The following is a 15,158-nucleotide window of genomic DNA, read 5'->3' as shown; positions in this document are numbered from 1 at the left end:
ATACTTATGCACTGTGCGTTAAGCCCATGACCCGCTGGCCATGATTGTATAGAACTGGACCGTACTATGAGATTGATACACAACAGCCGCCTGACGCAGTTTCGCACTCCTTTTGGCGCTGTGACCACTGGAACTTCCGTTTCGCTTTCGGTGATTTTGGAGGATGCCGACCCCAACCAGGCAACGCTCACCCTGCGCACCTGGGTCGACGGCATCGGAGAGACCTTGATCCCCATGGAGCACAAGGGCGATGGCATCTTTACCGGTGAGCTCAACTGCGCCGAGCCCTGTCTTGTATGGTACAGCTTTATATGCAATATCGAAGGCCAGTCCGAGGTCCGCTTGGGTGCGCCGCAGGGTCGCACCGGCGGCGAGGGCGTTGTATACGACTACGCCGAGGTTCCGTCCTTCCAGATTACCGTCTACAAGCACCGCGAGAACCGTCCCACCTGGTACGAGCACGGCATGGTCTACCAGATCTTCCCCGACCGCTACGCCCGCGACGAAAACTGGCGCGAACGCACGCTGGCCGATGTCGAAAAACCGCGTAAGGGAATCCAGCGTCGCATGGTCGAGAACTGGAACGAGCCGCCCGTGTACGAGCGTGCCGAGGACGGATCCATCAAGACTTGGGATTTTTACGGCGGCTCTCTCAAGGGTATCCAAAATGACCTGCCCCGCATCGCCGAGCTGGGCTTTACGGCCATCTACCTCAACCCGATCTTTGAGGCCGCGAGCAACCACCGCTACGACACGGCCGATTACACCAAGATCGACCCGATTCTGGGAACCGAGCAGGACTTTACGGAGCTATGCGAGGCGGCCGAGAAGCTCGGCATTTCCATCATCCTGGACGGCGTCTTCAACCATACGGGCGACGACTCGATCTACTTTAACCGCTACGGCAACTATCCCGGCGTCGGCGCGTGGCAGAGCGAGGACTCCCCGTGGCGCGATGCGTTTACCTTCCACGAGGACGGCTCGTATGACTGCTGGTGGGGCGTGAGCAACATGCCCGCCCTCAACGAGAATTCCGAGCTCGTGCGTAAAAAGCTTCTAGGCAAGGACGGCGTCATTCGCAAATGGCTGCGCGCCGGTGCCCACGGCTGGCGACTCGATGTGGCCGACGAGCTTTCCGATGACTTCCTGGCCGATATCAAGGCCGCCGTGCTCGAAGAGAAGCCCGATGCGCTGCTGCTCGGCGAAGTCTGGGAGGACGCCTCCAACAAGATCAGCTATGGCCATCTGCGCCGTTATCTGCAGGGCTCCGAACTCGATTCCGCCATGGACTACCCTTTCCGCGATATGGTCATCGGCTTTTTGATGGGCTACAGAGATGCCTATCAGGCTGCCGAGGACATCGAGACGCTGCGCGAGAATTACCCGCGCGAGGCACTGGCCTGCGCGCTCAATCTGCTTTCGAGCCACGACCGTCCGCGCATTATCTCGGTGCTCGGCGGTGGTCCCGACGAGTCGCAGCTACCCGAGAGCGAGCGTAGCAAATGGCGCTTGGATGAGAACTCCATGGACCTGGCCAAGAGGCGCTTTTGGTTGGCGACGCTCATGCAGATGACCTTCCCCGGCGTGCCCTCGATCTATTATGGCGATGAGTACGGCCTGGAGGGCCTCACCGATCCGGGCAACCGCCGTACCCTGCCGACAAAGGACCAGCTCCACGATTTCGATACGTTGGCCATCGTGAAGAACGCATCCGCCCTGCGCCGCGCGTTGCCTTTTATGGTTGACGGCGAGATCAAGGCCTTCGCGCTTAACGACGACGTCCTTGCCTACACCCGCACGGGCAAAGACGGCGAAGCTGCGACTGTTATCATCAACCGCAGCCTGCGCAATTCGCACCGCGTGACGATTCCGGCGCTCGTTGAATGTGCGAGCGACGTGATCAGCGGTCACGAGTGCGAGATCCACAACGGCACGGTTACGCTCGATCTGTACCCGCTGGGCTCTTCGATCATCTATCACCATGCCGAGAGGCGCCTGCAGGAGCCGCTCGATCATGGCGCGGGCGTCGTGTGCCACATCACCTCGGTGCCGACTGACGATGGCAAGCCGGGTACAATCGGCGCACCCACGCGCCGCTTTATCGACCACCTGGCCGCCATGGGCATGCGCTACTGGCAGGTCCTGCCCGTCAACCCGACGGATTTCTTCCGCTCCCCCTATGCCGGACCCTCGGCTTTTGCAGGTAACATAGACCTGCTGCCCGAGAGTCACGAGGAGCTGGCCGCCGACTTCGCTTCTTGGAAGGCCCACGGTGGCGAAGATGCCGACCCGCTGTACACCGCGTTTAAACATCGCAATGCCGATTGGCTCGAGAAGTACTGCGTCTACATGGCCGTTAAGAAATACTTTGAGGGCGAGTCGCGCCACAATTGGCCGGCAGATGTCGCGCGCTACAACGAGCATCTGATCGACGACAAGCGCTTCCACGACGAGGCCGAGCTTCAGGCGTACATGCAGTACCGCTTTGACCTGGCTTGGTGCGAGCTCATGAACTATGCGCACAAGAAGGGCATCGAGGTCATCGGCGATATCCCGATGTATGTATCGGACGATTCGGCAGATGCGTGGAGCGAGCCCGATAACTTCTGGCTGTCCGATACCGGCAAGGCAATCGAGATCTCCGGTGCGCCGCCCGACAACTTTGCGCCCGAAGGTCAGGTGTGGGGCAACCCCACCTTCCGCTGGGATCACATGAAGGAGAGCGGCTATCGCTGGTGGCTCGATCGCCTGCGCCGAGCGTTCGCGCTCTACGACCGCGTGCGCCTGGACCACTTCCTGGGCTTCCACAACTACTTTAGCATTCCCGCTGGCAAAGCCTGTGCCGACGGCCGCTGGCTTGCTGGTCCGGGCAAGGACCTGTTCCAGACCGCCTACGACGAGCTGGGTCCGCTCAATTTTATTGCCGAGGATCTGGGTTATCTGACGCCTGGCGTTCGCGCTATGGCTTCAACCTGCGGTTTTCCCGGCATGGACGTACTGGAGTTTAGTGACTACGACGTTCGCTGCGGAATTCATCCCACGCCGGGCAAAATCCTGTACACCTCGACGCACGACACTTCGACACTCGCTGGCTGGTGCACGCGCTCCTTTGCAGGCGGCGACGAGACGAGCGGTGCTGAGGTGGCGGCCAAGCTGATGGGCGACGCGCTCGCAAGCGACGCCCCCCTGGTGATGATGCCGCTGCAGGATGTGCTGGGGCTGGGGGACGACGCACGTATGAACGTGCCGGGAGTAGCCACAGGCAACTGGACGTGGCAGGCACAAGAGGCAGACGTTGCGGAGGCCGAAAAGAAAACTGCGAAGCTCCTGCGCAGCACCCATAGATTCTGGGGCGAAGCGTGATAAAACCCCCGATATAGGGTACAGTTACAGCTGTTTGAATTTTTGCGGGCAGAGCGATCTGCCCGCTTTGTGCTGAAAAGGAAGTATTATGGCGCGCTACGAATATAAGTGCACGAGCTGCGGCAACGTTTTTGAGGTTGAGCACCCCATGTCCGAGACTCCCGAGGTTGTATGCCCCAGCTGCGGCGCCCCGGCATCCAAGACGTTCTCGGCCAGCGGCATTAAGTTCGACGGCAGCGGTTTCTACAACACCGACCAGCGCAGTGGCGGGTTTAGCACCAGCGCCACAAGCGGTTGCTGTGCCGACTGCCCGCATAACCACTAGCGACAAGCGGTCCCGACACCCAGGCTTCCTGATGAGTTGCGGTGAAATAGTTCCTGAATCAGCCCTTTCAACGGCCAAGCAGGATCCATTTCACCGCAACTTTTCTTTAGATCGATTTCGGGCTGATGCTAAGTTTGTAACATTTCAAAACCCTGCTGATTACGGGGCCGAATTGGCAACCTCTATCCATTCCGGTAATTTGCAAATTTCAACAAACCATCTACCTGCGGTTTTATTTAGGCCATTTTTGCTGTGGTCAGGCATCACCAATCTTGCCCCGTAATCCGCTCTACTTTTGATAGCAGCAAGTATGAAACGGGGCTATTTTTCCCACTCTTTAGCTAATTTGGGACGGGGCTTTTTTAGCTGCCCCAGCTGATAACGCAAATGTTTGGCCGACTGGCGGCCAGGGCAGCTAAAAAAGCCCCGTCCCAAATTAGCTACCCTTGGAATCCGTTTTACTTGCGGACCAGTCTGGCGCAGAAGTGGCCGTCGTAGGAATCGGCGTTTGCGGGGACGCTCTGGAAAAGTCCACGGTCGTTCTGGCGTACGGAGACAAGCTTCTTGGCCTGCGCGAAATCGGGCAGCTGCAGAATCTGTGCCTCGGAGAGGGGTGCCACGGTAAAGCCGGCGCCCTCGGGAGAGGCTAGGAAGGCATCAACGACCTGCGTGTTCTCCTCGTCGAAGACCGAGCAGGTGGCATAGATAAGCTCACCGCCGGCAGCGACGCGCGCGGCTGCTTCCTTGAGCATCGTCAGCTGCAGGCGGGGCAACTCGGTCGTAACGTCGCCCTCGGCAAGACGCCACGGTATCTCGGGATGACGGCGCATGGTGCCGGTGCCCGAGCACGGAGCATCGATAAACACCGTGTCGAACAGGACAGGCTCGCCAAGCATCGCGTCAAAGGACGTGAGCACCTCATTGAGCTCGCAGGCATCGCCCGACACCGTACGAACACCCGTAATACCCGCCTTATGCAGACGTGCGAGATTCTGGTCGCACTTGCGGTCGTGCAAATCGAGTGCGGTGTGCTGACGGTCGTAACCGGCACGTTTGGCCTGGCACATCATCACATAGGTCTTGGTGCCACGACCGGCGCCAATCTCTAGACAACGCCCGGGACGCGTCGCCGCGGTAGCGATGAGCTGGGCGTTAAGGTCCGAGGCCACGGCAGCTGCGCGCTCAAACACACCCGACGCAACCGTGGCCTGCGCGTCGACCGGCGCATGGCAACCCGGGAACACGGGTGCCACAAGATGCGAAATGTACGGATCGGGTTTGGTTGCAAAGGCATTCTCGTGCAAAGCCAGCGGCGCGGGCGCCAGATTGCCGGCAAAGCCGAGCGCGCCCTCGGGTGTATCGAACGACGCAATAATGCGAGCGCACAGCCAGCGCGGCATGCCCATCAGGCGAGATAGGCGAACCAAACGGCGCTCGGACTCATCCGCATCCGCCGCGGTGGCAAAGTCCTCGACGTTGTTCGCAACCTTATGCAGCACGGCGTTCGCCAGACCGGCGGCAGACTTAGCACCGCTGCGCACGAGCTCAACGCCCTGACTCACCGCAACACGACCCGGGGTATGCAGGTAGAGCATCTCGAAGGCCGAGATACGTAGTGCCATGCGCACACGGGGCGCGACCTTTTTGGGCTTATCGAGAAACTGGTCGAGCAGCTCATCCAAAATGCCCTGGGTGGCTGCAACGCCCAGTGCCAAACGAGCGGCAAAAGCAGAATCGCGCTGGTCAATGGCCTTGGCCGAGGCGCGGGACGAGAGCACATCACGAGCGTACATGCCGCGGCGATCGGCCTCCATCAAAACATCAAGCGCGAGCTTGCGCGCGGGGGAAAGCTTACTCATGACAAAACACCCCACGAAAGATCCGCACCCTGCAGGCCGGCAGCCCAGGCAGAAGCAGCCATAGCACGCTTACCATCGGGCTTAACCTCGAGCAGTTCGACCGCGCCATCGGACAGGCCCAGGTAGACGCGCTTGGCCTGAACAGCGACGAGCCCCTCGCCAAGCGATACATCTGCCGGCGCGGCATCGAGCACGCGCACGGTCTTGCCGGCAATCACGCAGCGAGCGGGAGCGGTGTCGGAAGAGGCAAGCACATGACGCACGCAATCAAGCGCCCCCATCTGCGGATCCAGACGCATCTCCTGCTTGGAAATCTTGGCAGCATGCGTGACAAGGAACTCATCCTGCTCAGTCCAAACAGCCGAGCCATCGGCAAGCGAGGGAAGCGTATCGGCAAGTAACTTACCGCCCAGCTCACCAAGCTCCATGGTCAATGCCTCGGCATGTTTACCGGCAACCGAGGTCGACGCCTGGGCGCAATAAGCGCCCGTATCCACGCCATGCCCAATGCGCATAATGGAAACGCCGGCAACCTCGTCACCAGCAAGAATGGCACGCTGAATGGGAGCGGCGCCACGCCAACGGGGCAGCAGCGAAGCATGAACATTCACAATACCGAGCGGCGCCATATGCAGCACCTCATCGGGCAAAATGCAGCCATAGGCAGCCACACAGAAAATATCGGCATCAGCAGCCTTAAGCCGATCAATAACATCCGGCGTCATACGATTTGCCTCAACAACGGGCAGGCCAAGCTCAAGCGCCTTGGCCTTAACAGGAGACGGCTCCAGCTTTTTACCACGCCCGCGAACAGCATCGGGACGCGTAATTACCAGCGTAATCTCATTCCCAGCCTCAACAAGCGAAGTCAGCGACGGCACCGCGAAATCGGGCGTACCCATAAACACAATACGCATCAAGAACGTCTCCCCTCAAACAAAACCGAGACGGCTACAAATACCAGCGGAAAGCCAAGCCCCCAGCCCATCCGCAATAACAATTCAACATGAACAAATATACCCAAAACCAAAGAAAGAGCCGCAATAAAAGCAGCTCTTCCAACAAAGCAATTATCAGCGAAGACGCCTCTCCCTGGCCCGACGGCACCCGGGCGAACCGAGCCAAGAACTAGTAGTCCCTGGGGCTGGCCGCCTATATATCATCCCGTGCTCAAACATTCTCGCTGCGCTGCGAAACTGCGCGCGGGACGATATATAGGCGGCCAGCCCCAGGGACGGACGACCTTATTCAGTCTCGCCCGGTCGAGCGCCGCGGGCCAGGGCGTCCTGGTACTCCTTGACGGCCTTGATGCGCTGCATCGGCTTGAGTCGCTCGAACATGGTGTTGCCGTGCAGGTGATCGATCTCGTGCTGCAGGCACACGCAGAACAGGTCGCCCGAGGCCTCATAGCGAATCAGATTGGCGTCCAGATCGTATGCCTCGACAACGACATGGTCGGGACGCTCGATCTCGCAGCTAATGCCGGGAATGGACAGGCAGCCCTCGTTAAACGGCACCAGATGGTCGCTCTGCTCAACAATGACAGGGTTGATGAGCACGTACGGGTCATAGTCGTTCTTGTCGGTGTAGTCGCAGTCGATGGTGACGAGCTGGATGAGCTCGCCGATCTGCGGGGCAGCCAGGCCGCAACCGCCGTTGTCGAACATCATCTTCTTCATCTTCTCGGCAAGCGCCTCAATCGCCGGGGTGATCTCCTCGATAACGGCGCACTCCTGACGCAGACGAGGGTCGGGGGAAAGTACGATTCCGTTGGCTTCCATGGCCATCCTTTCGGGTTGTTACATCAAATCATAGGCGTCGACGTCAACGCTCACGCTCACGCCGCGCACGGAGCCCACCTCTTTGAGGCAGGCGTCGATATCATCAGAGACATGGTACCCTACCGGCGACTTTACAAGCAGATGGAAGCGGTAACGGTCTTTGGCTCTCTCGATTACACACGAAGCCGGGCCCAGCACCTGCGGCAAGACACTTCCGGCCCGCAAAAAGTCAGGCGCGGCGGCATGCCAGCGGCGCTTGAGAAGCTTTGCGATGCGCCCAATGTAGTCCTGCGCATTATCACGATTCGCCGACCACACCAAGATGTTGACAAGACGCACGAAAGGCGGGTACAGCGCGTCTCGGCGCTGGTCCAGGTCGTAGTCGGTAAAGATCGAACGATCGTGCTCTGCGACGGCGCGAATGACCGGGTCCTCGGGCAGATATGTCTGGATGATAACCTCGCCGGGACGATCGCCGCGACCGGCGCGACCGGCGACCTGTTCCAGCAAATCGTAGGCGCGCTCCCCCGCCCTAAAATCGGGCAGCTTTAACGCAAAGTCGGCATTGACCACGCCCACGAGCGTGACCTCGGGAAAATCGAGGCCCTTGGCAATCATCTGGGTACCCAGCAGCACCGCGCAATCGGCGGCATCGAACTGCTCGAGTAGTTTTTTGTGCGCATCCTTGCCGCGTGTGGAATCGGCGTCCATACGAATGATGGCGACGTCGTCGGGCATCATCTGGTGTAGGGCGTCCTCGATCTGCTGCGTACCCAGCCCCATTTTTGCCAGGTAGCGGCTGCCGCACTTGGGACAACGACTCGTGGGCGCCGGATAGGGCTGCACGCGCCAGGACGATCCGCAGGTGTGACACTGCAGCGTGTGCGTGCGCTCGTGGTACGTGAGTGCGGTAGAACAGTGGTTGCAGGTGGGGACGCAGCCGCACTCACGGCACATCAAAAACGGCGCAAAACCGCGGCGGTTGTGCAGCAGTACGGCCTTCTCGCGGCGCTCGACCACGCGTTCCAAGCCCTCCATCAGCGGTTTAGAGAACATGGAGCGGCTGCCGTGCGCGAACTCGCGGCGTAGGTCGGCAATGCGGACCGTGGGCAGCACGGCGTGTCCCGGTCGCTCGGGCATCTCGACACGCGTCCAGGTGGCACCGTTGTACATACCGCGGCGACAGCGGTCGAGGGCCTCGGCCGAGGGCGTGGCGGAGCCCAACACGAGCGGGCACCGATAGCGGCGCGCCATCTCGGCAGCCACCTCGCGCGCATGGTAGCGCGGGCTGGAGCCCTGCTTGTAGCTGGTCTCGTGCTCCTCGTCGATGATGATGAGGCCAAGATCGCTGAGCGGGCAAAAGAGCGCCGAGCGGGCGCCCACGACCACGCGCGCGGCACCGCTGGCAACCATATCCCACTGGTCCAGACGCTCGCCGGCCGAAAGACGCGAGTGGAAGACCGCGACCGTCTCGCCAAAGCGCGAGCGGAACCGGCCGACGGTCTGGGCCGTCAGCGAGATCTCGGGCACGAGCACGCAGGCCGAACGGCCGGCCGCCAGCACGCGCTCAATCGCCGAGAGGTAAACCTCGGTTTTACCGGAACCGGTGACGCCATCGACAAGGACCACATCGCCATGGGCATCAAGGCGGGCGCGTTCAATCTGGGCGAGCGCCTGCTGCTGGCCGCTTGTGAGAGAGACCGGCGCCTTGCCGCTTGCCGAGGACAACGTGGTCTGCTCGCTACACCCACGCCAGGCGCGGCGCTCCTCCACCACCACGACGCCGCGTTTTTCAAGCGCTTTAATGGTCGCCGACATGCTGTTGTAGAGCAGGTTGAGGTCGCGCGTCGTGACCGGGCCGCATTGGAGCGCGTCGATGAGCTGACGCTGACGGACCGCTGTCTTAGGCGGCGTGTAGTCGAATCCCTCGGGCGTGAGCATGACCCAACGGTTTTGGATGGGTTTTACGGCGGGGCGCTCAACGGTCCACACGCCGTCATCGCCCTTCACGACACGCGGACTGCCGCCCGGAGGCAAGAACAGACGCAGGCACTCGGAAAGCGTCGCGACGTACTCGTGGCTCATCCAGCGCGCAATGCGTGCAGCCTCGGCGGTAAAGAGCGGCTTGCTGAGGATGGCCTCGATGTGCTTGATGCGCAAGGGGTCGAGAGTGTCGTTGCCTTGCAGGTCACCCAGCCCGGGCGCGATATCGACGATATAGCCCGCGGCCGCGCGGTTGCCAAAGTGGACCAGGACCGTGGACCCGATCTGGGCATCGTTGGCAAGGGACTGCGGGATGCCGTAGTCGAATGGCTCGGAGAGCGCACGGGTCGGGATGTCGAGAACCACGCTCGCGTAGGCGGAGACGGGTTCGGGTGCGAGCTCGGGCTGCGCCGGGGCGGCGGCAGGGGCCGCGGACTTCGAAGCTTCCTTAGGTTCCGGCGAACCAAACAGCGACAGTTGCTCGGCCATGGTCTCTGTACCTCCCATCCCATACGTCTTTAGAAACAAGAGCCCCGCTCGGGTGAACGGGGCTCGGAAACATGCGTTTACGCAGCTGCTACAGCGCCATCGTGCGGGCGCGGTCGATGCGCGCCAGGCAGTCGTCGCGGCCGACGAGCGCCATGGTCTCGCCCAGCGGGGGGCTCACCATGTTACCGCAGACGGCGACGCGCACAGCTTGGAACACCACGCGCTTCTTGAGGTCCATCTGCTCGGGCAGCGGCTCAAGCGCGGCGTCGATGTTGGCAGCAGTCCACTCATCCACGCCCTCGAGCGCGACCTTGGCGGCATCCAGAATGGCGCCCATGCCTTCCTTGGCCAGACCCTTGTTGACAGACTTCTCGTCATACTCGAGCGTCTCGGCCGTGGCAAAGATGGGAGCGGCGACGGTCACGGCGTCGGCCGGCATCTTGGTGCGCGGCTTGACGATGGCGGCAAGCGCGTCGATCCAGTCCTCGCCGTACTCGATGTTACCCTCGATCATACCGGCCTCGTGCAGCTCGGGGATCATGATCTCGTCGGCAAACTGGGCGTCGGACATGTTGTTGATATACTCGGCATTGACCCAGTCGAGCTTTTTGGGGTCGAAGGTCGCCGGGTTCTTGGAGATGCGGTCGAGCGAGAACTTGCTGGCCAGAACATCGCGCGGGATGATCGTGGTCTCGCCGTCGAGCGACCAGCCGAGCAGCGCCAGGTAGTTAACGAACGCGTCGGACAGGTAGCCGGCGTCGCGGTACTCCTCCACCGAGGTGGCGCCGTGGCGTTTAGAGAGCTTCTTGCCGTCGGCACCCAAGATCATGGAGATGTGGGCGAACGTGGGAACGGGGGCGCCAAGGGCCTCGTAAACCATGACCTGGCGCGGGGTGTTGGACAGATGGTCATCGCCGCGGATGACATGGGTGATCTTCATCATGGCGTCGTCGACGACGGTCGCGAAGTTATACGTGGGCGTGCCATCGGAGCGGAAGATGACAAAGTCGTCGAGCTCCTTGGCGTCGAAGGTCACCTCGCCGTGGACGGCGTCGTGGATGACGACATCGCCGCGGTCCTCGGGCACCTTGATGCGAAGGACGTAGGGCTCGCCTGCCTCGATGCGGCGGCGTGCCTCCTCGGGATCGAGATCGCGACAGCGGCGCTGATAGCCCTGGAAGGGGTCTTTACGCTCCTGGGCGGCCTTACGGTCGGCCTCGAGCTGCTCCTTGGTGCAGAAGCAGGGATAGGCCTTGCCCTCGTCCCAAAGCTTCTGGGCGGCCTGCTTGTACAGGTCCAGGCGCTCGGTCTGGGCATAGGGGCCAAAGTCGCCGCCAACCTCGGGGCCCTCATCCCAGTCCAGGCCCAGCCAACGCATAGCGCGCAGAATGATCTGCGTGTTCTCATCGGTAGAGCGGGTGGGATCGGTGTCGTCGATGCGCAGGATGAACGTGCCGCCGTTTGCGCGGGCAAAAGCCCAGTTATAGATAGCGGTGCGGGCGCCGCCGATGTGCAGCTTGCCCGTCGGTGAGGGTGCAAAGCGGACGCGAACGTCTGATGCCATGGAAATCTCCTCGATTGCAGGATGGATGTCTAACCGCACCAGTATAAAGCAACAATGCCCACCTCCGCACAAAGGGCACCGACCCAGTCATCGAAGCCGGGTAGCTAATTTGGGACGGGGCTTTTTTAGCTGCCCCGGCAGGCTATCGGCTAAACCAGCAAACAATCAGCCGGGGTAGCTAAAAAAGCCCCGTCCCAAATTAGCTACCTAATGACTAGGTGCGGAAAGGGTGTGAATGTTGGATTTACGCGCTATGATGTGCCCCTGCATACAGAGCCCGGCGGAATGGTAACGGTCGCTGGGACACGTTATTCGAAAGGACAATCATGTCAGAAGAGCTTCGTTCCATCCCGCCCCAGCAGGGGTCTTTTGTGTTTACGTCGGAGTCGGTGACCGAAGGCCATCCCGATAAGATCGCCGACCAGATCAGCGATGCCGTCCTCGACGCAATCCTCGCCAAAGAAATAGAGCTGCAGGAGCAGGGCTATATTGCGCCCAACGGCGTGCCCGCCAACGTGGAAAACGTCCGCTGCGCCTGCGAGACCCTCGTGACCACCGGCACCGTCATCGTCGCCGGAGAGATTCGCACCCAGGCATACGTCGACGTGCAGGAAATCGCCCGTGGCGTCATCCGCCGCATCGGCTACAACCGCGCCAAGTTTGGCTTTGACTGCGATACCTGCGGCGTCATGAGCCTCATCCACGAGCAGTCCCCCGATATCGCCCAGGGCGTCGACGAGTCATTTGAGACCCACACCGGCGCCACCACCGACCCGATCGACCTGATCGGTGCCGGCGACCAGGGCATGATGTTTGGCTACGCCTCCAACGAGACCAAGACCCTCATGCCCATGCCGCACTACCTGGCAAGCCGCCTGGCGGAACGCCTGTCCGCCGTGCGCCACGACGGCACCCTGCCCTATCTGCGCCCCGACGGCAAGACCCAGGTCACCGTGCGCTACGAGGACGGAAAGCCCGTGGAGGTCACAACCATCGTCATCTCCACGCAGCATGCTGCCGAAGTTGAGGACATGGGCAAGATCAAGGCCGACCTCATCGAGCATGTCATCGCACCCGTCATGGATGCCGAGAACATGCCGTGGGATGGCGCCGATATCTATGTGAACCCCACCGGACGCTTTGTCGTGGGCGGCCCCATGGGCGACACGGGCCTGACCGGCCGCAAGATCATCGTCGACACCTACGGCGGCTACGGCCGTCACGGCGGCGGCGCCTTTAGCGGCAAGGACTGCACCAAGGTCGACCGCTCTGCCGCGTACGCCGCTCGCTGGGTCGCCAAGAACGTAGTCGCCGCCGGCCTGGCCGATCGCTGCGAGGTCGAGCTGGCCTACGCCATCGGCGTGTCCAAGCCGCTGTCGATCATGGTCGACACCTTTGGCACCGCGCATATTGCCGAGGACAAGATCGTCGAGGCCGTGGAGAAGACCTTTGACCTGCGCCCGGGCGCAATCATCCGCGACCTGGACCTGCGTCGCCCCATCTATGAAAAGACGGCAGCCTACGGTCACTTTGGCCGTGAAGACGCCGACTTTACCTGGGAGAAAACGGACCGCATCGACGAACTCAAAGCAGCCTGCGGCCTGTAAGCCAGCGGCAAAAGCCACAGCCAAATAAAAACGCACCAAAAAGAGGTACCGGAACAACCGGTACCTCTTTTTTATTTGAACGGTGGTGAAGATGTATCGACATAGGACACCGAATAGGTCACCAACCGATAAATTTTGCAGCAGAGCGACTCCAACCATGTATCCTAAGTTCCGAGGACTTTAGTATTTGGTCGATCGCGAGTTCCGCACGAGCCGGAGGCCACTTAATGTGGCCTCCGTGCGAGCAGGACTGTCCGAGCAGGCGACCAAATACTAAAGCCCTCGGAACGGCGGGACAGCGTATGCCCCGCCCCTCGGGACGACGGGATAGAAAAGGAGCAGCCATGGCAGGCAAGCCGCAAACACTAGCTACGACCTCGGCATTCGAGATCTTGGGCCCCATCATGGTCGGCCCCAGCTCATCGCACACCGCCGGCGCCCTGCGTTGCGCCCAGGTTGCCGCCAGCCTGCTGGAAGGCCGCATCACCAAGGTCACCTTTGGCCTGTGGAACTCCTTTGCCCACACCTACCGCGGCCATGGCACCGACCGCGCACTCGTCGCGGGCATCTTGGGCCTCGACACCGACGACGAGAACATCAAGCAGGCCTTTGACCTCGCGCGCGAGCGGGGCCTCAGCTATCACTTTGACATTAAGGGCGACGACGCCTCCATCCACCCCAACACCGTCGACATCGACATGGTCGATGACACGGGCGCCACGGCGCAGGTCCGTGGCGAGAGCCTTGGCGGCGGCAAGATGCGCATCAGCCGCATCAACGGCGTCGGCGTCGATATCTCGGGCATGTATTCCACCCTGTTTGTGGCGCACCAGGACGTCCCCGGCGTTCTCGCCGCGCTCACGAACCAGCTCGCCTACGCACACGTAAACATTGCCTTCTGCCGCACCTACCGCACCGAGGTAGGCGGCCAAGCTTATTCCGTCTTTGAGACCGACGGCACCCCCGATGACATCGTCGTTCCCATGCTACGCATGCTCGACCATGTCGATTACGCCACCTTCATTGAGCTTCCCGGCTCGGCCTCATCGCTCTCCCCCGGCGTTTCCGCCAAGGAAATCTTCGACGATGGCGAACAGCTCCTCGACGCCTGCGCCGAACTGGGCCTCAACATTGGCGCCGTCATGGCCGTACGCGAAGCCCGCCTGACCGGCGAGCAGCACGCCGTCGCCGCGATGCGCCGCGTACTCGAGGTCATGCGCGAGGAGACAACGGCGCCCATCGCCGCACCGCAGCGCTCGCTCGGCGGGCTTATCGGCGGCGAGGCAAAACTCGTCGACGCCACACGCCGCAACGATCTGAGCACAAACCTGATGGGCGCCGTCCAAACCGAAGCCGTAGCCCGCGCCATGGCCGTGCTTGAGCGCTCTGCCACCATGGGCGTCATCGTCGCCGCCCCCACGGCCGGCTCTGCGGGCGTCGTGCCCGGCTGCGTGTTGGCGCTCGCCGACCATCTACAGCTCGATGACGAACAGGTCATGGACGCACTCTACTGCTCTGCCGCGATTGGTCTCAACCTCACCACAAGTGCCTGCGTCGCCGGTGCCGAAGGCGGATGTCAGGCTGAGGTGGGCAGCGCCGCCGCCATGGCCGCTGCCGCGCTAGTCCAGATGCTGGGCGGCACGCCCGAGCAGGCACTCGACGCTAGCTCTATCGCACTGAGCAATCTGCTTGGTCTTGTATGCGATCCCGTGGGCGGCCTTGTCGAAGTGCCATGCCAAAACCGCAACGCGATCGGCGTGGCGGCCGCATTTAGCTCGGCGCAGCTCGCCCTTGCCGGCATTAAGAGCCTGGTGCCGTTTGACCAGATGGCACACGTCATGCTCTCGGTGGGCCACGCGTTGCCGGCCACGCTGCGCGAGACGGCAAAGGGCGGCATCGCGCAGGCTCCGGCCGCGCTTTCGGCCTGTGCAAAATGCGGTGTGTGCGGATAAAGAGCAGTCCAAAACAAGAGGTGGGACAAATGTCCAACCTCTTGCCAATGCCACCGTTTCAATACCACAAACAACAGGGTAATCGCTATAATGCAAGCCCAGTAAAAACACGATGAGCCGCAAGGCGAAACTCGAAGGATATGCATACGATGTCGCAAAACGACCGCACCCAACTGATTCCCGATCCGCAGCAGCCTTCTAGGCCTACCGGCGGCGTTCAGTCGCCGCGCCCCAT

9 protein-coding genes are annotated in these 15,158 nt (G+C 61.5%); 4 read left to right on the top strand and 5 right to left on the bottom strand.

Features of this window, described 5'->3' with window-relative positions:
- Window positions 1-66: 66 nt before the first annotated feature.
- Window positions 67-3,363, top strand: a complete 3,297-nt coding sequence (locus tag ACQRCA_RS00270) for a 4-alpha-glucanotransferase (protein ID WP_427717383.1) — start codon at window positions 67-69, stop codon at window positions 3,361-3,363.
- A gap of 88 nt (window positions 3,364-3,451) precedes the next feature.
- Window positions 3,452-3,688 (top strand): FmdB family zinc ribbon protein, encoded by a 237-nt coding sequence (locus ACQRCA_RS00265; RefSeq protein WP_427717381.1) that lies wholly within the window; start codon window positions 3,452-3,454, stop codon window positions 3,686-3,688.
- A 458-nt stretch (window positions 3,689-4,146) separates the two neighbouring features.
- On the opposite strand, the gene ACQRCA_RS00260 is transcribed toward ACQRCA_RS00265, so the two are convergent.
- From ACQRCA_RS00260 to gltX, 5 genes are all read right to left on the bottom strand, one after another.
- Window positions 4,147-5,547, bottom strand: a complete 1,401-nt coding sequence (locus ACQRCA_RS00260) for an RsmB/NOP family class I SAM-dependent RNA methyltransferase (RefSeq protein WP_427717380.1) — start codon at window positions 5,545-5,547, stop codon at window positions 4,147-4,149.
- Window positions 5,544-6,464 carry a methionyl-tRNA formyltransferase gene (gene fmt, locus ACQRCA_RS00255; RefSeq protein ID WP_427717377.1) on the bottom strand — a complete coding sequence of 307 codons (921 nt, stop codon included), beginning with the start codon at window positions 6,462-6,464 and terminating at the stop codon, window positions 5,544-5,546. The genes ACQRCA_RS00260 and fmt overlap by 4 nt, the downstream gene beginning before the upstream one ends.
- A 327-nt stretch (window positions 6,465-6,791) precedes the next feature.
- Window positions 6,792-7,328 carry a peptide deformylase gene (gene def / locus ACQRCA_RS00250; RefSeq protein ID WP_427717375.1) on the bottom strand — a complete coding sequence of 179 codons (537 nt, stop codon included), beginning with the start codon at window positions 7,326-7,328 and terminating at the stop codon, window positions 6,792-6,794.
- An 18-nt stretch (window positions 7,329-7,346) separates the two neighbouring features.
- A complete protein-coding gene (priA, locus tag ACQRCA_RS00245) occupies window positions 7,347-9,818 on the bottom strand; it encodes a replication restart helicase PriA (protein WP_427717372.1) in 2,472 nt (823 codons plus the stop codon).
- Between the two features lie 70 nt (window positions 9,819-9,888).
- Window positions 9,889-11,364 carry a glutamate--tRNA ligase gene (gltX, locus tag ACQRCA_RS00240; RefSeq protein WP_427717370.1) on the bottom strand — a complete coding sequence of 492 codons (1,476 nt, stop codon included), beginning with the start codon at window positions 11,362-11,364 and terminating at the stop codon, window positions 9,889-9,891.
- A gap of 326 nt (window positions 11,365-11,690) precedes the next feature.
- Here gltX and metK point away from each other — a divergent pair, with 326 nt between their 5' ends.
- Together metK and sdaAA are read left to right on the top strand one after the other, a co-directional pair.
- Window positions 11,691-12,971 carry a methionine adenosyltransferase gene (gene metK, locus ACQRCA_RS00235; protein ID WP_427717367.1) on the top strand — a complete coding sequence of 427 codons (1,281 nt, stop codon included), beginning with the start codon at window positions 11,691-11,693 and terminating at the stop codon, window positions 12,969-12,971.
- Between the two features lie 344 nt (window positions 12,972-13,315).
- A complete protein-coding gene (sdaAA, locus tag ACQRCA_RS00230; RefSeq protein WP_427717365.1) occupies window positions 13,316-14,923 on the top strand; it encodes an L-serine ammonia-lyase, iron-sulfur-dependent, subunit alpha in 1,608 nt (535 codons plus the stop codon).
- Window positions 14,924-15,158 lie beyond the last annotated feature (235 nt).

The sequence above is a fragment of the Collinsella sp. SGI.095 genome (assembly GCF_050314535.1).
Lineage (GTDB): Bacteria > Actinomycetota > Coriobacteriia > Coriobacteriales > Coriobacteriaceae > Collinsella.
This window is presented reverse-complemented; position numbering and strand designations above follow the sequence as displayed.

Bases quoted from the DNA above. Each gene is read 5' to 3' on its own strand.
- ACQRCA_RS00270 (WP_427717383.1), top strand. From the start codon at position 67: ATGAGATTGATACACAACAGCCGCCTGACGCAGTTTCGCACTCCTTTT.
- ACQRCA_RS00265 (WP_427717381.1), top strand. From the start codon at position 3,452: ATGGCGCGCTACGAATATAAGTGCACGAGCTGCGGCAACGTTTTTGAG.
- ACQRCA_RS00260 (WP_427717380.1), bottom strand. From the start codon at position 5,547: ATGAGTAAGCTTTCCCCCGCGCGCAAGCTCGCGCTTGATGTTTTGATG.
- fmt (WP_427717377.1), bottom strand. From the start codon at position 6,464: ATGCGTATTGTGTTTATGGGTACGCCCGATTTCGCGGTGCCGTCGCTG.
- def (WP_427717375.1), bottom strand. From the start codon at position 7,328: ATGGAAGCCAACGGAATCGTACTTTCCCCCGACCCTCGTCTGCGTCAG.
- priA (WP_427717372.1), bottom strand. From the start codon at position 9,818: ATGGGAGGTACAGAGACCATGGCCGAGCAACTGTCGCTGTTTGGTTCG.
- gltX (WP_427717370.1), bottom strand. From the start codon at position 11,364: ATGGCATCAGACGTTCGCGTCCGCTTTGCACCCTCACCGACGGGCAAG.
- metK (WP_427717367.1), top strand. From the start codon at position 11,691: ATGTCAGAAGAGCTTCGTTCCATCCCGCCCCAGCAGGGGTCTTTTGTG.
- sdaAA (WP_427717365.1), top strand. From the start codon at position 13,316: ATGGCAGGCAAGCCGCAAACACTAGCTACGACCTCGGCATTCGAGATC.